The sequence below is a fragment of the Nocardia brasiliensis NBRC 14402 genome, from assembly GCF_000308475.2.
Taxonomy (GTDB): Bacteria; Actinomycetota; Actinomycetes; order Mycobacteriales; family Mycobacteriaceae; genus Nocardia; species Nocardia brasiliensis.
This window is the reverse complement of the sequence record NZ_BAFT02000109.1, coordinates 22,307-44,683: the sequence shown is the minus strand read 5'-3', so window position 1 is coordinate 44,683 and position 22,377 is coordinate 22,307. Positions and strand designations below refer to the sequence as shown.

The 22,377-nt window shown below is 69.7% G+C and carries 16 protein-coding genes; 8 read left to right on the top strand and 8 right to left on the bottom strand.

What is annotated here, in order from left to right; all coding sequences use genetic code 11:
• Nucleotides 1-212: 212 nt before the first annotated feature.
• The 4 genes from TY25_RS36260 (at nucleotide 213) to tuf (ending at nucleotide 5,418) form a co-directional block, all read left to right on the top strand.
• A complete protein-coding gene (locus TY25_RS36260; RefSeq protein WP_042264163.1) occupies nucleotides 213-1,142 on the top strand; it encodes a TauD/TfdA dioxygenase family protein in 930 nt (309 codons plus the stop codon).
• Nucleotides 1,143-1,627: 485 nt separating this feature from the next.
• Nucleotides 1,628-2,848, top strand: a complete 1,221-nt coding sequence (locus tag TY25_RS36255; protein WP_042264137.1) for a CaiB/BaiF CoA transferase family protein — start codon at nucleotides 1,628-1,630, stop codon at nucleotides 2,846-2,848.
• Between the two features lie 151 nt (nucleotides 2,849-2,999).
• Entirely contained in the window at nucleotides 3,000-3,923 is a 924-nt protein-coding gene (locus TY25_RS36250; RefSeq protein ID WP_042264135.1) for a hydroxymethylglutaryl-CoA lyase-like TIM-barrel protein, read from the top strand.
• 316 nt (nucleotides 3,924-4,239) lie between these two features.
• Complete coding sequence (gene tuf, locus TY25_RS36245) at nucleotides 4,240-5,418, top strand: elongation factor Tu (RefSeq protein ID WP_042264133.1); 1,179 nt, start codon at nucleotides 4,240-4,242, stop codon at nucleotides 5,416-5,418.
• Between the two features lie 19 nt (nucleotides 5,419-5,437).
• Here the strand turns inward: tuf and cqsA are convergent, their stop codons facing one another.
• The 4 genes from cqsA to TY25_RS36225 all read right to left on the bottom strand — a co-directional run bounded on the left by cqsA (nucleotide 5,438) and on the right by TY25_RS36225 (nucleotide 9,623).
• Complete coding sequence (gene cqsA / locus TY25_RS36240) at nucleotides 5,438-6,661, bottom strand: alpha-hydroxyketone-type quorum-sensing autoinducer synthase (RefSeq protein ID WP_052383423.1); 1,224 nt, start codon at nucleotides 6,659-6,661, stop codon at nucleotides 5,438-5,440.
• 223 nt (nucleotides 6,662-6,884) lie between these two features.
• On the bottom strand, nucleotides 6,885-8,138 hold the full coding sequence (fmdA, locus tag TY25_RS36235) for a formamidase (RefSeq protein ID WP_042264131.1): 1,254 nt from the start codon (nucleotides 8,136-8,138) through the stop codon (nucleotides 6,885-6,887).
• Nucleotides 8,139-8,155: 17 nt separating this feature from the next.
• Nucleotides 8,156-8,434, bottom strand: a complete 279-nt coding sequence (locus TY25_RS36230; protein WP_042264129.1) for an FmdB family zinc ribbon protein — start codon at nucleotides 8,432-8,434, stop codon at nucleotides 8,156-8,158.
• 94 nt (nucleotides 8,435-8,528) lie between these two features.
• Nucleotides 8,529-9,623, bottom strand: coding sequence for a substrate-binding domain-containing protein (locus TY25_RS36225; RefSeq protein ID WP_042264126.1), 1,095 nt, complete (start codon nucleotides 9,621-9,623; stop codon nucleotides 8,529-8,531).
• A gap of 51 nt (nucleotides 9,624-9,674) precedes the next feature.
• On the opposite strand from TY25_RS36225, the gene TY25_RS36220 reads away from it, so the two are divergent.
• The 4 genes from TY25_RS36220 to TY25_RS36205 all read left to right on the top strand — a co-directional run bounded on the left by TY25_RS36220 (nucleotide 9,675) and on the right by TY25_RS36205 (nucleotide 14,486).
• On the top strand, nucleotides 9,675-10,112 hold the full coding sequence (locus TY25_RS36220; RefSeq protein ID WP_042264124.1) for a MarR family winged helix-turn-helix transcriptional regulator: 438 nt from the start codon (nucleotides 9,675-9,677) through the stop codon (nucleotides 10,110-10,112).
• An 80-nt stretch (nucleotides 10,113-10,192) separates the two neighbouring features.
• Nucleotides 10,193-10,969: an ABC transporter ATP-binding protein gene (locus TY25_RS36215; RefSeq protein ID WP_014987863.1), complete on the top strand. Its 777-nt coding sequence runs from the start codon at nucleotides 10,193-10,195 to the stop codon at nucleotides 10,967-10,969.
• Nucleotides 10,969-13,500, top strand: coding sequence for an ABC transporter permease (locus tag TY25_RS36210; protein ID WP_042264122.1), 2,532 nt, complete (start codon nucleotides 10,969-10,971; stop codon nucleotides 13,498-13,500). The genes TY25_RS36215 and TY25_RS36210 overlap by 1 nt, the downstream gene beginning before the upstream one ends.
• Before the next feature lie 215 nt (nucleotides 13,501-13,715).
• A complete protein-coding gene (locus tag TY25_RS36205) occupies nucleotides 13,716-14,486 on the top strand; it encodes a phosphatase PAP2 family protein (protein WP_042264160.1) in 771 nt (256 codons plus the stop codon).
• 256 nt (nucleotides 14,487-14,742) lie between these two features.
• On the opposite strand, the gene TY25_RS36200 is transcribed toward TY25_RS36205, so the two are convergent.
• From TY25_RS36200 to TY25_RS36185, 4 genes are read right to left on the bottom strand one after another with little or no spacing between them, the layout of a single operon-like run.
• Nucleotides 14,743-15,909, bottom strand: a complete 1,167-nt coding sequence (locus TY25_RS36200; protein ID WP_042264120.1) for a VWA domain-containing protein — start codon at nucleotides 15,907-15,909, stop codon at nucleotides 14,743-14,745.
• Entirely contained in the window at nucleotides 15,906-18,266 is a 2,361-nt protein-coding gene (locus TY25_RS36195) for a DUF5682 family protein (RefSeq protein WP_042264155.1), read from the bottom strand. Before TY25_RS36195 ends, TY25_RS36200 begins: the two co-directional genes overlap by 4 nt.
• Before the next feature lie 38 nt (nucleotides 18,267-18,304).
• Nucleotides 18,305-19,405, bottom strand: a complete 1,101-nt coding sequence (locus tag TY25_RS36190; RefSeq protein WP_042264118.1) for an ATP-binding protein — start codon at nucleotides 19,403-19,405, stop codon at nucleotides 18,305-18,307.
• Nucleotides 19,402-22,275: an SWIM zinc finger family protein gene (locus TY25_RS36185; RefSeq protein ID WP_042264116.1), complete on the bottom strand. Its 2,874-nt coding sequence runs from the start codon at nucleotides 22,273-22,275 to the stop codon at nucleotides 19,402-19,404. The genes TY25_RS36190 and TY25_RS36185 overlap by 4 nt, the downstream gene beginning before the upstream one ends.
• Between the last annotated feature and the right edge of the window lie 102 nt (nucleotides 22,276-22,377).

Sequence of the window (22,377 nt, the reverse complement as noted above, 5' to 3'; positions counted from 1 at the left end):
GCTTCCAGCCGCGTGGGGTAGGTGTTGGTTTGCCGCACGGGTTTTGGGGTTTCGCACTCGCTGTGGCGGGGTGTATGGGGTGCGGGGCGCAGAAGGGGTGTGGGAGCGGGGGAGTATCGAGTCGGAGGTGTTGGGTGGGCGATTTGGGTGGGTTGGGATCAGGGCGACGGAAAGGGTGTAAACCGCGAGGGGTGGGTGGTGTGCTGATTTCCATGACGGTTGCACCTGCTCATTCCACTGTCGCGGTGACGAAACTCGGCGCACGTATCGGAGCTCGGGTCGACAATGTCCGGCTCGGGGGTGACCTCGATGCGACGACCGTCGCGGCGATCCGGCGAGCCTTATCGGCGCACAAGGTGATTTTCTTCCGTGGACAGGACCACCTGGACGAGGACGGGCAGTACGCGTTCGCGCAACTGCTCGGCAGCCCGACGACGCCGCACCCCACGGTCACCTCGCACGGCGTCAAGAGTTTGGCGATCGACTCCGAGCACGGTCGCGCCAACAGCTGGCACACCGACGTGACGTTCGTCGACCGTATCCCGAAGGCGTCGATCCTGCGGGCGGTGCACCTGCCGACCTACGGCGGGTCGACGACGTGGGCGTCCACGGTCGCGGCCTACGAGTCGCTGCCGGAACCGTTGCAGCGGCTCGCGGAGAGCCTGCGCGCGGTGCACACGAACGTCTACGACTATGCGGCCCGCAACGTGGAACCCCTGCGCCCGAACACCCAGGCGTATCGCGCCGAGTTCGAATCCAGCTATTACGAGACCGAACACCCGGTGGTCCGGGTGCATCCGGAGACCGGTGAGCGCGCGTTGCTGCTCGGTCATTTCGTCAAGCATTTCGTCGGCCTGTCCACCGGCGAATCGCAGGCCCTTTTCCGCCTCTTCCAGGATCGTGTCACGCGCCTGGAGAACACCGCCCGCTGGAACTGGGCCCCCGGCGACGTCGCTATCTGGGACAACCGCGCCACCCAGCACTACGCCATCGACGACTACGACGACCAGCCCCGCAAACTCACCCGCATCACCCTGGCCGGCGACATCCCGGTAGCCGTGGACGGCACCCCTAGCAAGATCATCGCCGGCAACGCCGAGCACTACTCCGTCCTCGACCAACCCACCCGCCTCGCCTCCTGATCGGTCCCGCCCGCCCCGCCGTGCGCGTCGCCCACCACAGGCAACTCCCCGCACACCCCGACCGTCGCGGACCCTGACGGTTGCACACCCCGACCGTTGCGGCCCCTGACTATTGCGGCCCCTGACTATTGCGGACCCTGACGGTTGCGGGCCCGGCCGTTGCGAACGCTGACTGTTGCGGGTCCGGGCGTTGCGGACCCTGACGGTTGCGGGTCCGGGTGTTGCACACCCCGACTGTCGCGGACCCGGGTGGCTGTGGAACCGGACCGCAGTGGTCCGGGGTGGTGGCAGGGCCGTCGGCCGCGACTTCGCCGGCCGCCGGATCGGCCCGCGGACTCGTGCTCGGATCGGCTTGTCGTCGAGTACTCCCGTCGGCCACCGTTCGCGCTTCGTGGTGAGGCAGCACCGGAACGCTTACCCCTAGCCGATGGCGACGGGCCCCCGGCGGGCTGAGCGGTGTCGTAGGGGACCTTCATACTGGTGCGATGAGTATTCGGCCGTTGGATGGGGTTCGCGTCCTGGAGCTGGGCAATTACATTGCCGCGCCGACCGCCGGGCGGATCCTCGGCGATTTCGGCGCCGAGGTGATCAAGGTGGAGCGGCCCAAGGCCGGGGACGAGCTGCGGAACTGGCGGCTCTACGGCGGCGACACGTCGATGCTGTACCGCACGGTGAACCGGAACAAGAAGTCGATCACGCTGGATCTGCGCAGCGAGGCCGGGCGGAACGTGGTGCTGGAGCTGCTGCGCTGCTCCGATGTGCTGCTGGAGAATTTCCGTCCCGGCATGCTGGAGAAGTGGGGGCTCGGCCCGGAGGTCCTCGATCGGATCAACCCGAATCTGGTGATCACCAGGATCTCCGGCTACGGGCAGACCGGCCCGCACGCGTCCCGTCCCGGTTTCGCCGCGGTCGCCGAGGCGGTCGGCGGATTACGTGAGCTGATGGGGGAACCGGATCGGCCGCCGGTGCGCACGGGCGTGTCCATCGGCGACTCGATCGCGGGAGTGTACGCCGCGTTCGGCACGGTGATGGCGCTGTTCCAGCGGGAGCGGGCGTCCACGGCGGAGACGCCGATCCCGTTGCGGGAGCGCATCATCGATGTCGCGTTGAACGAAACGATCCTGTCCATGATGGAATCGCTGGTCCCCGACTATCTGGCGTACGGTATCCAGCGCGAGCGCGTCGGCGGTCTGGTGGAGGGCATCGCGCCGAGCAACGCCTACCCGTGCAGCGACGGCGTCAGCATCATCATCGGCGGCAACGGCGACGCCATCTTCCAGCGCTATATGCAGGTGATCGACAGACCGGACCTGGCGGCCGACCCGGAGTTACAGGACAACGCGGGCCGCTGGCGGCAGCATGAACGGCTCGACGCCGCGATCACCGCCTGGACCAGCCGGCACACCCGCGCCGACGCGCTGAAATCACTGGAGGCCGCGGGCATTCCGTGCGGCCCCATCTATACCGCGGCGGATATCGTCGCCGACGAACAGTACAAGGCTCGCAACATGATTCAGTCCTTTTCGGTGGATGTCGGTGCGCCGGAACCGAAGACGGTCGGGTTCACCGGCATCGTCCCGGTGATCGGCGAGCAATCGCTGCCCATCCGCAACGTCGGCCCCGACCTCGGCGAGCACACCCGCGAGGTGCTGTCCGGGCTGCTCGGCATGAGCGACGCCGAGATCGACGCTCTGGAGGCCTCATGAGGAAAGGTCGCAGGCGTCCGCCGGGGCGCGGTCCCGGTGATCTGCGGTCGCCGGGTTTCACTCGGCCGACGGTGCATCCGAATCCGGCGGGCGGGCACGAAAAGCCCTGGGGCGGCGTGATGTGCGCGCCGCGGCAGGAACGAGACGAGCGATGACCGCCGCGGTGCTGCGGGACGTGACGTTGCGCGACGGCTTACAGCTCACCGGCAAGGTGCTGCCGGTGCAGCGCAAGGTGGAGGTGGTCCGGCGACTGTTCGCGCTCGGCGTGCCGGAACTGGAGATCGGCTCCATGGCGCGCCCCGATCTGGTGCCGCCGATGGCGAACACCATGGAGTTGGTGGCCGCGCTGACTCCCGAAGAGCTGCAACGCTGTTGGGTGTGGGTGGCGACGCCGCGGCACGTGGAAAAGGCGGCCGCGGCGGGAGTGCGCAACTTCCAGTACTGCTTCTCGGTGTCGGACGCGCACAACAAAGCCAATATCGGCCGCACCACCGAGGACAGTGTCGCGGCCATGCCGGACGCGGTGCGCCTCGCCGAGTCGGTCGGCGGCTCGATCCAGCTCTGCCTGGCGACCAGCTTCACCTGCCCATTCGACGGCCCGGTCGATTCCGAGCGGGTGCTCGCCATCGCCGCCGATCCGCGCACGGCAGGCGCCGCGGATATCGTGATCGCCGATACCCTCGGTCAAGCGGGCCCGGCCGAGGTGGCCGCGCTGATTTCCGCGGTGCGCACGCGAACCCCGCAGCGTCGCATTGTCTTCCACGGCCACGACACCTGGGGAATGGGTGTCGCGAATACGTTGGCCGCGGTGCGCGCGGGCGCGACAATGGTCGACGGTTCGCTCGGCGGCCTGGGTGGCTGCCCGTTCGCTCCGGGCGCGAGCGGCAATACCTCCACCGAGGATATTCTCTTCGCCACCCGCCCCGAATGGTTCACTCCGCCGACGCTTGCGAGCCTGGTGGAATTGACCGAAGGATTGTTGAGCGAACTCGGCGAGCCGAATCGATCGCGTACCGCCGAAGGCGCGCGTTCCAAAGCCGAAGCTTTCCCCTGGGTGATCCCGCAGCCCGGATAGGCTCCAGCTCAGCGACCTGACGATGCGTGTACTGGCACGTATCGGCCGGAAAATCGGTCGCGGTCGAGCAGCTCCGGCATTTATCGTTTTCGGCATGTTCAGCTACGCCATCGCCGCATCGTCCGCAGTCGCGGGCGCGATGGCTGCTGTCCTGGCGGCGTCGGCACTGGTTGCCGCGCAGCTCGACGGCGCGCGAAGCTGACCTTCCCCGGGATGTCCCGGGACCTCGGACGGGGAAGGTCGCCCCGCCGCAGAGGTCCCGCTCGACACCGTCGGGCACATTCGCTCGTGCCCGCCAGGGAAACCAGGAAAGAACATGTCCAAGAAGGCTTATGTCCGCACCAAGCCGCATCTCAACATCGGCACCATGGGCCATGTCGACCACGGCAAGACCACCCTCACCGCGGCGATCACCAAGGTGCTCGCCGAGCGTGGCGGCGGCAGCTTCGTGCCGTTCGACCGGATCGACCGGGCGCCCGAGGAGGCACAGCGCGGCATCACCATCAATATCGCGCACGTCGAATACGAGACGGCCACAAGGCATTACGCGCACATCGACATGCCGGGACACGCCGACTTCGTGAAGAACATGATCACGGGTGCGTCCCAGCTGGACGGGGCGATCCTGGTGGTCTCCGCGCTGGACGGCGTGATGCCGCAGACCGCCGAGCACGTGCTGCTGGCCCGGCAGGTCGGCGTCGAGCACGTGGTCGTCGCCCTGAACAAGGCCGACGCGGGGGACCCCGAACTGCTCGACCTGATCGAGCTGGAGGTCCGTGAGCTGCTCACGGCCCAGGGGTATCCGGGCGCCGAGGTACCGGTCGTGCGGGTGTCGGGGCTGCGCGCGCTGAACGGCGACGCGCAGTGGACCGCGGCGCTGGTCGACCTGCTGGACGCGATCGACACGTATGTGCCGATACCGTTCCGCTACACCGACGCACCCTTCCTGCTGCCGGTGGAGAACGTCCTCACCATCACGGGTCGAGGCACGGTCGTCACCGGTGCGGTGGAGCGCGGCCGGGTACGCCTGGGTGACCGGGTGGCGGTGGCCGGGTTCGGCGACGAACTCACCTCGGTCGTCACCGGAGTCGAAACCTTCGGTCGCACCATGGATTACGCGGAGGCGGGCGACAACGTCGCCCTGCTGCTGCGCGGGGTCCAGCGTGACCAGGTCCGACGCGGTCACGTCGTCGCCGAGCCGGGCAGCGTGACCGGGCACACCGGCTTCACCGCCCGCGTCTACCTGCTCGGTGCGGCGGAGGGCGGCCGGCGCACGCCGATCGGCACCGGCTACCGCCCGCAGTTCTACATCCGCACCGGCGACGTGGTCGGTGACGTGTCGCTGCCCGGCGACGTGCGGCTGGCGATGCCGGGGGAGACGGTCGAACTGACCGTCCGCCTGGGTCGTCCGGTTCCGCTCGAGCCGGGCCTCGGCTTCGCGATCCGCGAGGGCGGTCGCACGGTCGGCGCGGGCACCGTCCTGACCGTCGGTTAGCGGCTCCGCCCCGCGGACGTCATGGACGACCGGTCGATCCCACCACCGCGGTCGGGATCGGCCGGGAGTCCATGGGCGGCGTCGCGCCGAAGTGGGTGCGAACATCGGTGCAGGCCGCCATGATTCGATCGACCTGCGCGTCGGTGAGCCCCGCGTGCAGGCAGAGCCGTACCAGCGTGCGATCGCGGGAGGTGGCCGGTGGGCACAGCAGCGCGGCGAAAATGCCCCGGGACTCCAGGAAGTCGCGGATCGCGGCACCGCGCAGATCGGGTCCGGCCTGCAGGGCGACGATATGGCTCGCCGAACCTTCCAGGTCGAATTCGAGTGCGGTCAGCGCCCGCCGGATCGTGGTGGCGAGTTCGCGCAGTCGTTGCCGTCGCCAGTTGTCCAGCCGGATCACCTCGAGTGTCGCTGCCAGACCGGCGATTTCGTGCGGTAGCAGGGTCGAGGAGAACATCGAAGGGTGCGACTCCATCTTGAAGTAGTCGACGAAGTCGGGGTTGTTCGCGGTGACGAAACCGGCCCGCCCGGCGAAAGCCTTGGACAGGCTGATGATTCGGTAGGGCACCCGGTCGGTGAGGCCGAGCGCGGCGACCATGCCCGCGCCCGCGGGCCCGTCGGTGCCTGCCGCGTGTGATTCGTCGACGATCAGCACGCTGTCGGTCTCGTCGGCGATCTCGCAGAACTGGGTCAGCGGGCAGCGGCTGCCGTTGCTGCCGTAGATGGCGTCCACCGCGATGATCCCCGGCCCGTGCGCGCGAATCAGCTCGCGCAGGTGCCCGGGGAAGTTGTGCCGGAACGAATAGGTCGGCGATCCGGTGACCCGCGCGCCGTGCCAGAGCGACATATTCGCGAACTGATCGATGTAGACCGGTGTCTCGGTGTCCGAGATCGCTTGCAGCAGGCCGACACTCGCGTCCCAGCCGGATTGGCAGAGCACGCCCGCAGGCGCCCGGAGATGTTCGGCGAGTGCTCGTTCGAGCACCACCTGCGGGTGCGCGCCGTGCAGGAAAACGCTCGGGGTGGCGCCGCAGGTGGGCGCGGAGCGCAGCGCGGTCCGCACCGCGTGCGCGATGCGGGGGTCGCCGGTGAGTGCCAGATAGTCGTTGCTGCGCAGCACGATATCGCCATATCTGGGGGTGCGGCTGTGCAGAATGTGCCGCCCACCCCAGCGACCGGCGATTCTGTCCGAATGAAAGCTGTCGACGCGCAGGTGGATCCGTTCGGCGATGGTCAGATCCATGGAACTCCTTTCGCTAGCATTAGCTACTTCAGAGCACACGCAGTTTTATTGAACCACCGCGTTATCGATGCAGGACCGTAATCGATAACTTGACGGATGACCACTATCTGCCGCGTCGGCGCGCGGGTTTCCGCAATGCTTCGGCAACGGGCGATCCGGTCGGTACGCAAAAGCCGGTTGCGCGAGAATCTGAAACGCAACCGGCTCAGCGTATCCGGCCAGCTCAGCGGGTGGCGTGCGGCGCTCCGGCGCCCGGATCGATTCGGGTCGGGCCCGAGGTCGAAGGCAGTACCGGGAAGTCGAAGATCGCGGTCGGGAGGTACACCGTGGCGCACGAATTGGGGATGTCGACGACGCCGGAGAAGCGACCCTCGATGGGCGCCGCGCCGAGCAGCAGGTAGGCCTGTTCCGGCGTGTAGCCGAACTTCGTGAGGTAGTCGATGGCGTGCAGACAGGCCCGTTCGAAGGACAGCTGCGCGTCCAGGTAACGCTGCTCCCCGCCGAGGGTGACCGAGGTGCCGGAGAAGGCGAGGTACTCCGAGTAGATGGGCCCCGAATTGCCCGGCACGAAGATGGCGTTCTCCGCCACACCGTAGAGCTCCATGCCGTTCTTGATGAGATCGACGCGCAGATCGATGAAACCGCCCATCTCGATGGCGCCACAGAAGGTGATCTCGCCGTCGCCCTGGGAGAAGTGCAGGTCGCCGACCGAGAGGTGGGCGCCGTCCACGAACACCGGATAGAACACCCTGCTGCCCCGGGTGAAGTTCTTGATGTCTTGGTTGCCGCCGTTCTCGCGCGGTGGCGCGGTGCGCGCGGCTTCGGCGGCGGCGCGATCGAACTCGGCGCCGGTGAGGGTGCCCAGGATGGCGTCGCGTGGTTCCGGCGGCAGCGCGAGCGGCGGTACCCGCCGCGGGTCGGTGGCGATCAACGCGCCCTCGCGGGCATTCCATTTCGCCAGCAGTGCCGCCGACGGGGCGGTGCCCATCAGGCCGGGATGGGTCATACCGGTGAACTTCACCCCGGGGATGTGCCGTGACGTGGTGGTCTGCCCGCTGAAATCCCAGATCGCCTTGTAGGCGTCGGGGAAATGCTCGGTGAGAAAGCCGCCGCCGTTGTCGGTGGGGAAGATGCCGGTGTAGCCCCAGCCCTGCCCGGCCAGCGGGCCCGAATCCTCTTGGGGGATAGGGCCGATGTCCAAGATGTCCACGATCAGCAGATCGCCGGGCTGGGCGCCTTCGATCGCGAACGGCCCGGACAGGCAGTGCACCGTACGCAGCGGCGCGTTCAGGACGTCTTCGGCGGAATCGTCGTTGTGGATGGCCCCGTCGAACCATTCGCGCACGTGTACCCGGAACTCGTCGCCCGGTTTGACCGTCACCGCGGCGGGGATGTCGGGGTGCCAGCGGTTGTGGCCGACGAGCTTCTGATCGGTGAACCGTTTGGTGGAGTCGAGCGGAAACAGCAGTTCGGGCACGGTCTCGTCCTTCGGGGTCAGGGGCGGGGGAGCTTGCGGTGCAAGGGGTTTCGGCTCACGGGTGCCGACCGGCGCGGGGGTGGCGCAGCGACGACGGCTGGTTCGGCGGCGGTGCGCCGGGTGGCGTCGAGCAGCCGCGTCGCCGCCGCGCCGGGGCGGATCAGCGCACCGCCGCCGAACTGTCGCTTGCTGTCCGCGGCGCAGGCCGGGCAGGACGCGGCGGCGGGGACGTCGGCCATGGCGAAGGCGCGGTCGAAGCCGCCGCACGCCCGGCAGTGGAACCGATACAGGGGCATGGGTACCTCTTTATTTTCATATGAATATGTTTCGTATGACGACGATACAAAGGCTGCGAGGTCGCCGCAGCGAAACCGGGTGGTGAAGTTCGTGTTACGAGTTCGACGAGCTCAGCTCGGCCCGCACGCTGAATTCGAGCGCGTCGGCGTCGGCCAGATAGACCGGCTGCGTCGTGTGCGCGCCGCGCACCCGCACCTCGCCGCGCGGCCCGCCGTAGCTCACCCGGGGTGCGTGGCGTTCGATGGCACGCAGATCGAGACTGCGCGCGGATTCGGCCAGCGAGGCGAACAGCAGCAGTCCCTCGTAGCAGGATTCGCCGATGTTGTTCAGCGCGGGCGCGGCGGGTCCGAACTCCTGCAGGTAGCGGGCCCCGAAATCCATCCCGGCCGAGGACACCACACTCTCGAAATAGCCGCTGGCGGTGAATAATCCACGGGTGCTTCCGGCGCCGCCCGCGTACAGCACGTCTTCGCCGATCATCATGCTCAGGCGCACCCGGCCGTCGTCGAGCCCGGCCTTGGCGAAGGCGCGATTGAACGCCGCGCAGTCCGCGCCGACCATGAACAGCAGCACGCCCTGCGCGGGCGAGTCGCGGACCAGGGCCAGGGCCTGGCGAAAGTCGCGCCCGCTCAACGGCACGAAGGTCTCGCCGACGATGCCGATATCGGTGGTCGCGGCGAATTCCCGGGCGGCCCTGGCGGTTTCGCGCGGCCACACGTAGTCGTTGCCGACCACGCACCAGCGGCGGATGCCATGCTCGGCGCGCAGCCAGTGCAGTGCCGGAAACAGCTGCTGTTCCGGCGTTTCGCCCACCATGTAGACGCCGTCGGAGTCCTCGCCGCCCTCGTAGAACGTCGTGTAGACATAGGGCACCCGGCCCGCGGTCTGCGGCGTGATCACCTTGCGCGCGTTGGACAGATGCCATCCGACGACGCCGTCGACCAGTCCGGCGCCGACCATGCGATCGATCGTCGCGGCGAGCACCGGCAGCGGCGCGCCCGCGTCCACCGGATGCAGCCGCACCGGGCGATCGAGAATGCCGCCCATGGCATTGATATCGGCGACGGCGAGGGCGGCGCAGGCCTCACACGAGGGGCCGAACATCCCCGCCGGTCCGCTGAGCGGCACCACGAGCGCGATGTCCACCGTGGCGCGACGAAAACCCGAGAGCGGCAACGGAATCACCACCGTATATTTCCACTTGAATATTTACTGCGCGGCGTTGGATATAGTGCTCCGGTGGACGATAGCATCGCCCCCGCCGCGCTGGAGGAGTTGGCGCGACTCGTGCGCCGGGCGTCACAGGAACTCGACCGGGCCATCGCGACGTGTCTCGGCGAAGCCTCGGTCGCGCGCTGGCACGTCCTGGCGACGGTGGCCGACGGTGCCGGCCACCCGATGTCGCATCTGGCCGAGGCGACCCTGCTCACCGGTGCCAGCCTCACCCGACTGATCGACGGCATGATTTCGGACAACCTCGTGCACCGCAAGGTCGACGAGGTCGACCGGCGCCGGGTCCTGGTGTTCCCGACCCGCCGCGGCTTGCTGGCGTATCAGACGATGAACAGCGCGGTAGCCGACGGCGGCCTCGACGCGCTCGCCGCGTCCAAGGGACGTTTGGCCAAGTCGCTGGTCACCCTGATCGGCCAGTTGCACGCTCAACCCGCGGTGCATTAGCACCTGCGGCGCATCGATACTCGGGGTTTCGGGGAATTCCCTGATGGCGCGGGGGCGCGAACGCGGTAAGACTGGTGTGCATGACTTCGCAAGCTTTGGGCGCCGACGCCGCCGACGTGGCGGTCCCGGCCTCCGTCGCGGCCCGCGCTATCGACCTGGTCAAGGTCTATGGGTCAGGAGATACGCAGGTCCGGGCGCTGGACGGGGTGTCGGCCGAGTTCGCGAAGGGGGAATTCACCGCGATCATGGGCCCCTCCGGGTCCGGCAAGTCGACGCTGATGCACTGCCTGGCCGGACTCGACAGCGCCAGCGCCGGCACCGTGCGCATCGGCGACACCGACCTGGCCGGGCTCTCGGACAAGCAGATGACCCGGCTGCGCCGGGACCGGATCGGCTTCGTCTTCCAGGCGTTCAACCTGGTGCCGACGCTGACCGCGCTGGAGAACATCACGCTGCCGCTGGACATCGCGGGCCGCAAACCGGATCAGGCCTGGCTGGACACCGTGCTGAAGCGGCTCGGCCTCAACGACCGGCTCACCCACCGGCCCAGCGAACTGTCCGGCGGGCAGCAGCAGCGGGTGGCCTGCGCGCGCGCCCTCGCGGGCAAGCCGGAGATCATCTTCGGCGACGAGCCGACCGGCAACCTGGACTCCCGGGCCTCTGGTGAGGTGCTGTCCATTCTGCGGGCTGCGGTGGACGAGTTCGGGCAGACCGTGGTGATCGTGACGCACGAGCCGCACGCCGCCGCCTACGCCGACCGGGTGGTGTTCCTCGCCGACGGCCGCCTGGTCGACGAGCTGCGGGACCCGACCTCCGATACCGTGCTCGACCGGATGAAGGCACTGGAGCAGGCGTGATGGCCGCAAGTCCGATGCGCAAGGTTGCGCTGCGCAACCTGGCCGCGCACAAGGTGCGGCTCGCGCTGACCCTGCTGTCGGTGGTGCTCGGCACCGCGTTCATCGCCGGCTCGTTCGTCTTCACCGACACGCTGCAACGCACGTTCGACGGTATTTTCGCCGGGCAGGCCAAGGGCGTCGACGTGCGGGTGAGCCCCAAAGAGCGGCAAGGGCTGGGCGTGCCGAACAACATCGTCGACGAGTTGGCCAAGTATCCCGGCGTGCGGACCATCGCGCCGAGCGTCAACGGCGTCCTCGTGCTGCTCACCCCCGACGGCAAGAAGGCGGTGCAGACCGGCGGCGCGCCCACGTTCGGTCAGTCCTACGTACCGCCGGATCGGGCGGTCGCGGAGCCGAACAAATTCGTCGCCGGGGTGCCGCCGACCCAGCCCGGCGAGATCGCGATCAACGCCGGCGGTGCGGAGCGGGCCGGGCTGAAGGTCGGTGACCGCACCAAGATCCTGGTCCCGTCCGCGCGCGACCCGATCGACGTCACGGTCACCGGCCTCTACCAGATGCCTTCGGACACCGGCGGTTTGATCAGTCTGCTGTTCGACGACACCCAGGCGCGCAAGCTGTTCACCGACGGACTGCACGTGGCCTACGTGGATATCGCGGCCACCGGCATCCCCGGCGATGAACTGCGCGACAACCTGGCCAAGGCGCTGCCGAGCCTGAAGGTGCAGAACGGCGATCAGGTGCGCGAGGACCTGAAGAAGGAGATCTCCAACGCGCTCAATTTCATCAACTACTTCCTGCTCGCCTTCGGCGCGATCGCGCTGATCGTCGGCACGTTCATCATCTACAACACCTTCTCCATGATCGTGGCGCAGCGGCTGCGCGAACTCGCGCTGCTGCGCGCGGTCGGGGCGAGCAGGCAGCAGGTGGGCCGGTCCGTGGTCGCGGAGGCGTTCGTCATCGGATTGATCGGCAGCGCACTGGGTTTGGCGGGTGGTATCGGACTGGCGTACGGGTTGGCCGGGGTGCTCAACGCCTTCGATCTCGGCCTGCCGACCGGTTCGATGGCGGTACTGCCGCGCACCATCGGCGTCGGATTGCTGGTCGGCCTCGCGGTGACGATGGTCAGCGCCTACGCACCCGCGCGCCGCGCCGCGAAGATTCCGCCGGTCGAGGCGATGCGCGAGGAATTCGCCTCGGCCGGTGACTCGTTGCGGGTGCGGACGCTGGTCGGCGCGCTGCTCGCGGTGGCCGGGACCGTCCTTGTCGTGCTCGGCGCGCAGTCCACCGGTGGCAACGCCGCGCTGACCGTCGGGATCGGCGCGCTCGCCCTGATTCTCGCGGTGCTGCTGTGCGCGCCCGCGCTGTCGCGGCCGGTGGTCGCCGGGCTCGGCGCGTTCGTGCGGCCGTTCGGGCCGATCGGCCGGATGGCGCGCAACAATGCCGCGCGCAATCCGCGGCGTACGGCGGCAACGGCTTTCGCGCTCACCCTGGGGTTGATGCTGGTGACCGCGATCGGCATGCTCGGCGCCTCGGCGAAGGCGAGTGTGGGCGTGCTGGTGGACAAGGGGGTGAAGTCCGAATACGTGCTGTCCAGTCAGCAATTCATCGGTGTGCCCTTCGGCGCGGCCGAGGCGGTGCGCAAGTCGGTGCCCAATGTGGCGGACGTGATCGGGATCCGCGGCGTCGGCTTCAAACTGGGCGAGGACGACCAGATCGGCGGTACGTCACCGGACGGCAGGCTCGATCGGGCGCTGAACTACGAGATCCTGCGCGGCACCGACACTCTCGGTGACAAGGACATGCTGGTGTCCGAGGACGAGGCCGACGAACGCGGCTGGAAGGTGGGCCAGCAGGTCACGCTCACCAGCTTCGACGGCAAGAAGGTGCCGCTGACCGTCACCGGCGTCTACCGCAAGACCCCGTTGCTCGGTGCGCTGGTGGTGTCGCCCGCGATCTACAAGGACGTGGTGCCGGTCAGCTTCCAGAGCAATGTGGTGGTGCTGGTCACCGCGCAACCGGGCGCGGATCTGGCACAGATGCGCATGGATCTGGAGCGGGCGGCTGAGCCGTTCCCGGTGGTCCAGGTGCAGGATCACGAGCAGTTCAAAGGCGCGCAGGGCAAACAGATCAACACGCTGCTCGCCATTCTGTACGGGCTGCTCGCGCTGGCGGTGGTGATCGCGATCCTCGGCATCGTGAACACCTTGGCGCTGTCGGTGGTGGAGCGCAGGCGGGAGATCGGCATGCTGCGTGCCGTCGGCATGCAACGGGCGCAGGTGCGCCGGACCATCTACCTGGAGTCGATGTTGATCGCCGTGTTCGGTGCGATCGTCGGCATGCTGCTGGGGCTGGGTCGGGGCGTCGGCTTCCTGCGCACGTTGCGTGATCTCGGACTCGACCAGATCGCGATCCCGTGGTCGCAGCTGGTGCTCGTCCTGATCAGCTCGGGGGTGGTGGGTGTGCTGGCCGCGCTCTGGCCGGGCATACGAGCGGCGCGCACGCCGCCGCTGGCGGCGATCGCCGACCTCTGATCCGAGTCCTTGCGGCGGGCCCCGATTTTCGGGGCCCGCCGTTCTCGTGTGTCGACGCGCGCGAAATCTGCTGGGAGGGTGAGTATTCGGCTCCTATGTCGATCCGGTCACAGGAACGCGGGGTGAACCGGGGGTGATGCTAAGTTAAACGGAGGTTGTAACTCCACTTAATGGCCCGGCACCGGCCGGTGCGGATGGGGAAGGAGCCGCAGGCGATGCTGGCTGTGGGTCTCGCGGCGGTACGTGGTCGCGGTCGGGAAGCGATCGGGCAACTCGCGCTGATCACCGTGCTTTACCTCGGCTATCGCGTCGGGCGGCTGTACACCGCCGACGACACGGTGCGCGCCCTGGACAACGCGCGCGAGCTGCTCGGGCTGGAACACCGGCTCGGCATGTCCAGCGAGCGGGTGGTGCAGTCGATCTTCGTGGACCGCGAGTTCTTCGCGGTGCCCGCCAATTTCTATTACGCCACGGCGCATTTCACCGTCGCGGTCGCGGTGCTGCTGTGGCTGTGGGTGTTTCGGCCCGAGCACTATCGGTGGACCCGGAACCTGATGGCGGCGTTGACCGGCGCCGCCCTGGTCGTGCACATGCTCGTGCCGCTCGCGCCGCCGCGCATGCTGGCCGAGTACGGCTTCGTCGACCTGGCCGCGCGGTACGGCCCCTCGGTCTACGGCTCCGCCGAATCCGGCGGTCTGTCCAACCAATTCGCCGCGATGCCGTCCCTGCACGTCGGCTGGGCGCTGCTGCTCGCCGTCGCGATCGTGGCCGCGGCCCGCACGGCGTGGCGCTGGCTCGCCCTCGCCCATCCGGCGATCACCACGGTGGTGGTCGTCGGCACCGGCAACCACTACTGGCTCGATATTCTCGTCGCCGTCGGTTTGCTGGCCCTGGCCGCGCTGCTGCATCCCAAGCTCGTCCCCGCGGCCGCGACGGCCTGGGGCAGCATGGGTCCCGCGCCACGGAAACCGGTGTTGACCAGCTGAGCAGTCGTCACGAAACCGTGTCGCCGAACTGATCTCCCGTGCCGCACCCCTGTCGTACGATCTGCTGAGCTGTCCGGTCGCCCGTTCAGATAGGAGTTCCATGGAGCTGCTCAGCTCGCTCGGTACGCTGCTCGGCATCGCCTCGAATCTCATCGGCCTGATCCAGGGCATCGCCACCCTCTCCGGCTGAGCCCGGCCCCCTTTCGTCCCGGCGGGCGATGTCGGTCATGTGCACGGGGATGCATGACCGGCATCGCTAACCCCGGCCGGTGTTCGCCTCGGCCCACGACCGGAGATCGCCGCGGTCCAGCGCGACGGCCAGCAGGTCCGGAAACCTATCCGGGGTGCAGGCGAAGGCGGGCACGCCGAGCGCGGCCAGGGCGGCCGCGTTCTCGTGATCGAAGGCGGGCGCGCCTTCGTCGGAGAGCGCGAGCAAGGCGACGATCTGGACGCCGGATTCCTTCATCGCATTGATCCGCCGCAACATCTCGTCCCGGACGCCGCCCTCGTAGAGGTCGGAGATGAGCACGAACAAGGTGTCGGTGGGGCGGGTGATCAGGGATTGGGCATAGGCGATGGCGCGGTTGATATCGGTCCCGCCGCCGAGCTGTGTGCCGAAGAGGACCTCCACCGGGTCGTCGAGTTTGTCGGTGAGATCGACGATTTCGGTGTCGAAGACCACCAGGGAGGTGCGCAGCGAGCGCATCGAGGCGAGCACCGCGCCGAACACCGAGGCGTAGACCACGCTCGATGCCATCGAACCGGATTGATCGATGGCGAGCACCACATCGCGTTGCACCGCTTGGGCTTTGCGGCCGTAACCGACCAACCGCTGCGGTACGACCGTGCGCTGCTCGGGCAGATAGTTGGCCAGGTTCTTGCGAATCGTTCGGTCCCAGTCGATATCGCGCAGCCGGGGCCGGGCCACCCGGGCGGCCCGGTGCAACGCGCCCGAGACGGCGGCGACGGTGCGTGCGGCGATGCGCTGTTCGATCTCGCGCACCACCTTCTCCACCACCAGACGCGCGGTGGCCTTGGTGGTTTCGGGCATCACCCGGTTCAGGCTCAGCAGGGTGCCGACCAGGTGCACATCCGGCTCCACCGCCTCCAGCAGTTCCGGCTCGAGCAGCAACTGGGTGAGGTTCAACCGCTGCACCGCGTCGCGCTGCATCACCTCGACCACGGTCGACGGGAAGTAGCTGCGGATATCGCCGAGCCAGCGGGCCACCCGCGGCGCGGAACTCTGCAGGCCGCCGGATCGCTTGCCGGAGGTCCGGTCCTGCTCGTCGTCGTTGTACAGCGCCGAGAGCGCCCGGTCCATGGCGACGTCGTCGGCCGAGTCGAGCCCGCCGAGCCCCGCTTCTGCGGTGGTGCCGAGCACCAGACGCCAACGGCGCGCCTGTGTTTCATCGACCGCGCTCATCGCTTCGCCTCCTGCGGGTGGGGGATCGGGACGCCCAGGATCGCCGCGGCGGTGGACAGTGCGCGGGTGCCGCGCTCGACATCGAAATCCCCGCCGGCGCCGGCGCCGGCCGCGACCGGGCCGCCGTCGCGCACCGCCTGACCGATCGCCCGGCGCTCGCCCGATTCGAACGCGGCGAAGGTCCGGCGCAACAGGGGCAAGGTTTCGACGAACTGATCCTCGCGGAGCTCGCGCAGCCAGTCGTCGATGCGGCGCAACAACTCTCGGTCGTGCACCAGCAGTAGTCCGCGGCCGCCGAGGAACCCGTCGATCCACGCCGCCTTCGCGGCGGCGGTATTGCCGACGGACAGCGCGGCGGCGAGCCGGCGCGCGGATTCGGTGTCATCGATGCTGCCCCCGTCGCAGAGCAGCCGGACCGCGCGGCCGACGAGTGCGCCGTGCACGTCGTCTCGATCGGCGAGGCGGCGTAGCGCGCCCAGCCATTCGCCGGTGGCCCAGCCGTCGTCGCGGGTGTTGATCGCGGTGTGCGCCGCGTCGAGCAGTGTGCGGAATTCGGTGGCCGCGTCGGCGTCCAGACCGGTCACCGCACCGGGCAGGCCCGCGCAGACCCGGACCAGCAGGCCGTCCGCGACGTGCGCGAGCGCCTGCACGTCGGTGCCGCGCACATCGCCGTAGCGCAGGGTCCGGATCAGGCCGGGCAGTGCCGCGAGCAGATGGGTGATGTCGTGATCCAGCGCGGCGACCGAGGCCAGCCGGGCGATCAAGCCGTCGGTGGCGTCGCCGAGGTCGGCCAGCAGCGCCACCTCCAGTGCGGCGGTGAGGTCGCCGACGCCGCTGTCCGCACGATGGGCGGTGTCGAGGATCTTCGCCGCGGCGGCGGTACGCACGGTGGTGCCCCAGCGCGAGGCCTCGATGATCGAAATCGCGTAGTCCGGCCGCCATTGCAGCGTCCAGGTCTCCCGGAAGGTACCGGTGCTGCGCACCTCGCTGGTGGTCAAAGTGCCCCAGGGGATCTCGAGCACCCGCAGCCGATGCAGCAGCCGGGAGCGTTCGACCTCGCGCTCCTTGCGCAGGTCGAGGTCGACGGTGCGGGCCGAGGGTTCCTGCTTCATCCGCAGCGTCCGGATCCGGGCGCGCAGATCCGCGTCCAGCGGGACGGTCGGCGTGCCCTCGGGCACAGTGCCCAGGGCCTCGCCGACGACCAGTTCCTCGACCACCCAGCGCAGCATCGTCTCGTCGCCCCCGCACATCACCGCACGGGTGGCCTCGGTGACCTCGGACAGCCCGGCCAGCGGCCGGCCGCGCAGGCCGGCCAGCGTATCGGCGAGCCGGACCGCCTCGATGATGTGCGCGCTGGAGACCGGCAGGTCGTGCGCGCGTAGCACGCCGGCCACCTTGGTGAGCCAGCGGACGATCGGGCGCTCGGTTTCGGCGAACAGATGGTGATACCAGCCCGGCGAGGTGATGCCCGCGCCGTAGCCGGAACGGCTGGACAGGCGCGAATGTGTCCACGGCACCCAGGTCAGCGTGGCCTTCGTCTTCGGTAAACCTTTCAACAGCCGGGCGTCGGCCGTCGCCGGGCCTAGCTTGCCCGCCAACGCGGGTGCGTGCCAGGCGCCGCAGACCACCGCGAGCCGCCGCGAACCCGCCTTCACCGCCTTGCGCATGGTCTGGCGCATGTAGGCCTCGCGCCGCAGCGTGTGCGCGTCGATCCGGGCGGGCCCGAGCGGCGCGGGGTCCGGTTCGAGCACGTCGGCGATCGCCTCGTCGACCGAATCCGCTTCGGCACGTTCGGTTTCCGCCGGCCACAGGTCGAGCGCCGGTGCCTCGGCCCGATCCGCCGCCTCGCGCAGCGCGCCCATCGCCTCGGTGATCGCGTCGAAAGCGTCGGCGTCCGGCGCGGATTCGACCACCGCGTCCCACCACCGCTCGGCATCGTCGTAGCCGCCCGCCGTGGCCAGCGCGGTGAGCGGGTCGAATCGCTCGCCCGGCTCGTCCTCGGCGGCCAGCACCGTGCTGGCGGGCAGATCGCAGAAACGAACGGGCACTTGATGTTCCGCCGCGTACGACAGCGCCTGCCACTCCGGCGAGAACACCGCGTACGGCCAGAACGCCGCCTTGGCCGGCGCGTCGGGCACGTAGGCGAGCAACGCGACCGGCGGCGTCATCCCCGCCGCGGCAACGTAGCCGACCAAGGGATCGGCGTCCGCCGGGCCTTCGATCAGAATGGTGTCGGGCCGGAATTCGGTCAGCGCCGAGCGCAGCGACCGCGCCGAGCCCGGCCCGTGGTGCCGGATGCCGAACACCCGCGTGACCGGATCGGCTGCCGCGCCGTCGGTCACCGCGCTGCTGGTCATCGTGTCGCCTCCGGCCGCGCCGGTCGAATCTCGCACGCCTACCCGCTGATCTCGCGGCAGGCGCGATAGAAGTCCGACCACTCCGGGCGTTCCCGGACCACGGCTTCCAGGTACTCGGTCCACACGACGGCATCGGCGACCGGATCCTTGATCACCGAGCCGAGCACCGCGCCCGCGATATCGGCGGCGCGCAGCACGCCGTCGCCGAAGTGGGCCGACAGCGCGATCCCGTTGGTGATCACCGAGATCGCCTCGGCAGTGGACAGGGTGCCGGAGGGCGATTTGAGCTTGGTCCGGCCGTCGGCGGTGATGCCGGAGCGCAGCTCACGGAAGACGCGCACCACGCGGCGCACCTCCTCGGCCGCGGCGGGCACCGTCGGCAGCTCCAGTGCGGCGCCGAGCTGGGCCACCCGGCGGCTCACGATCTCGACCTCCTCGTCCTCGCCGGCGGGCAGCGGCAGCACCACGGTGTTGAACCGGCGGCGCAGCGCGGAGGACAACTCGTTCACGCCGCGGTCGCGATCGTTGGCGGTGGCGATGACGTTGAAGCCCTTCGCCGCCTGCACCTCGGTGCCGAGTTCGGGGATCGGCAGCGTCTTCTCGGACAGCACCGTGATCAGCGCGTCCTGCACATCGGACGGGATGCGGGTGAGTTCCTCGACGCGGGCGATGGCGCCCGTGCGCATCGCGGTCAGCACCGGCGACGGCACCAGCGCGCCCGCACTCGGACCCTCGGCGAGCAGTCGAGCGTAGTTCCAGCCGTACCGGATCGCCTCTTCGGCGGTGCCCGACGTGCCCTGCACGAGCAGCGTCGAGGCGCCGCTGATGGCGGCCGAAAGATGTTCGGAGACCCAGGTTTTCGCCGTGCCGGGGACGCCGAGCAGCAGCAGCGCGCGATCGGTGGCCAGGGTCGCGACGGCGACCTCCATGAGCCTGCGCGGCCCCACGTACTTCGGGCTGATCACGGTGCCGTCGTCGAGGGTGCCGCCGAGCAGGTAGGTGACCACCGCCCAGGGCGAGAGCCGCCAGGACGGGGGTCGCGGCCGGTCGTCGGCGGCCGCGAGGGCGCGCAATTCCGCGGCGTAGGACTGTTCGGCGTGCGGACGCAGCAGATCAGGCGCCAGATTGTCGGTGGTCACTGCAACTCCTCGAGCATCATCGAGCGGTGGTTGAGGTCATCGGCGAGTTTCTCGAAGGCCCGCTCCCATGCGGTGTCGCCGCAGCGCCGCGCCGAGACGCTCGCCGCGCCGGCCGCGGAAACGGGCAGGTGCACCGCAGCCGCGGACAGCAACGAGCGGTGCGCGCTGGGGCTGGTGCCGTGCGGCTCGGGTCGTCGTGCTGCCGCGCGGGCCCGCTCGAACAGCAGCAGGATCATGTGCTGCGCCAGCGGTTCCGGCCACGGATGTCCCATGGCGGGCAGCAGGGCCTCGATCTCGGAGAGCCAGGATCCGTCCAGATCGAGCAGATGCCTGGTGCGGTCGGGTAGCGGCAGCAGCGCGAACAGCTCGCGCCTGCGCAGCATGGCGAGGTCGGTCGGCACGCCCGCGTCGAACAGGGCCCGCGCCCAGGTCGAATCATGCTGTGCCAGTGCGGCGTCCACCCAGCCGTCGAAGATCGGCTGACGGAAGCGGTCGTCGATCTTGGCCTTGACGACCTTGCCCGGGGCGCCGAGCACGCTCGCCCAGTGCGCCAGCGGCGTCGCGGCGACCAGCTGGCGGAGCCGGCCCGCGGCACTGTCGGGCGCGCCGCCCCACCGGTAACTGAACTCGACCGCGCGGTCGCTGATGCCGTCGCGCTGCGCCGCCTGATCGAGCGTCTCCGGCAGGGCGAGCACGAGTTCGGTGTGCAGCAGCCGGTGCTCCACCCGGATCCACGCCCCCGCGCGCCGAATCATGCGCTGGGCGAAGGCCGAATCGGGTAGTAGCGCAAGCAGTCCCGCGGCGGTGCGGCGCACATCGGCGCGCCGGTCGTCCAGCCCCGCCTCCAGCAGCGGCTCGTCGGCGCGCGCGAGGCCGTCGGCGAGCACCGCGAGCAGTTCGGCTTTCAGCGGTCCGGATTCCTTGGGCCAGGCCGTCGCGAGCGTCTCGCGCGCCGCGTCGGCATCGGTGCGACGGAGTTCGGCGAGCCAGGCCAGGCGTTGCGGCGGTTGGCCGTACTGCCACAGCTGCGCCGCCGAGGTCGCGGCGGGCTGGGCGCTCACCAGGCTTCGCCATTGCGGATGCTGGGCGGCGAGCCATCGGCCGCGGGTGCCCGCGAGGCGCAGCAGCGGCTGCCGGAGTTCGGTGTTGCTCGTGGCTTGATCCAGCAACTGGGCGCACAGCGCGTCCGGGGCGCGGTAGTCGTGCGGCGTGGCGGCGGCGAACCATTCGGGCAGGAAGGGGGAGCGCTCGCGCAGCATGCGCGCGAGGCGGGACGCCGCCGGGCGCGGCAGCAGGGATCGGGTGTCGTCGGCGGCGGGTTCCGGCGTGGTCGCGGTGCTCGCCCGCGCGCCACCGCGGGCGAAAACATCCTGGAGTGCGGCGGATTCGAGCAGGCGCACGGCCGGGTCGGTGGCCAGGTGTGCGGCCATTTCGGCGACCGGTGCGGCGAGCTGGGCGAGGTCGGGCGCCCGTCGGGCGGTGCCCAGCAACGCGACCGACGTCAGGTCGTTTCCGCTCGCACCCTGCGGCACCGGGGAATTCACCGCCCCGCGACCGGCGGGATCGATCCGCGCCAGATCGAGGACCTCGCCCGCCGTGCACACCGAGATCGGCGTCAAACCGGCGATGGTCCATTCGGCGGCGATGGTCACCGGGTGCCCGCCGGAGACGCCCAGCAGCCGCCACGGCTGCTCGGTACTCGACACCGGTAGCGCCGCTCCATCGGATCCGACTATGTACCAACCGCTTTCGGTATGGACCGGCACGACGTCGACGAGCAGCACCGGCCAGCCGCGCAGCCAGGGGTCGGCGCCGAGGGCCGCGGCGTGCTCGGCCAGCGCCGCCGCGATGGTGCCCGGCCGGTCCGGGGAAACCGGCAGCGTCGTGAAAGGCTCTGGCGCACTGTGCCGTTCACCCCACAGCGCGCGCAGCGGCGCGGCGCTCGGGTAGAAGTGCAGCTCCGCTTCGGCGAGCAGGCCGAGCGTCGGCACCTCGCCGGAAAAGCCGGGCGACCCGAACGAATGGTCCACCACCAGCGCCCAGCGCCGTGACGCCCGCCCGTACAGCCAGGTGCGCCGGGTGTAGAGGCGCTGCTCCTCGGTGATGCGGACGCCGAGCACCATCCATCGGTCCCGGACCGCCGGTTCGGCGCGCACCGACTCCGCCGGGTTCGGATAGCCGATATGGGTGCGGACGCTGGCCTGCAGGGCAGGGGTCAGTTCGTCGAGCCTGCGATGGGCGGCGATCAGCAGATGCAGCCGCGCGTATTCGCGCAGCACCGCGTCCGGCCAATCGGGCTTGGTCACCACGGTGACCGGCAACTGACGCAACGCGGCGGCGACACCGGGGGCCTGGGCGTCGACCATGCGGGCGGCGATCGTCTCGAACGCGCGGAACGAGCGGTCGGTCTGGGCGAGGCCGGTGCGGACCTGGTCGCCGAGCCAGACCTCCAGTTCCGCCAGCCCCGCGGTGACCCGGACCCGGCGCTGTTCGGCCGTCGCCGGATTCGTCGTGCGGCCGGCCGTGGCCGCTGCGGGGCGCGCGGCGCGGGCCGCCCGGCCGTCGATCCACGCGGCCGCGAAGTCGGCGAGCATCGGCACGTCCTCGACGCGGCCCGCCGCCCATTCGAGCAACAGCGACAGCGCGTGCTTGCACGGGAATTTGCGACTGGGGCAAGAGCATTTGCAGGCGGGACCGTCGAGATCGACGACGGTCTGATACGGCTTGGCGCCGCTGCCCTGGCACAGCCCCCACAGCGCGGTGTCGTGCCGCCCGGTACCGCGCCAGCGCCCGGCCAACCCCCGCGCGGCGGACAGCGAGCTCGCGTCCGGTGCGAGCGCCGTGACCTGGTCCTCGCTCCAGCGCGGCATGTGTTCCCCCGTTCCTCGGTTGACGGATTTCTACCGCAGCCCACCGACAAGTGTGCCGTCGCCCCGGCGGCGGTTCGCGCGGGCGCGCGACGACCCGACGGG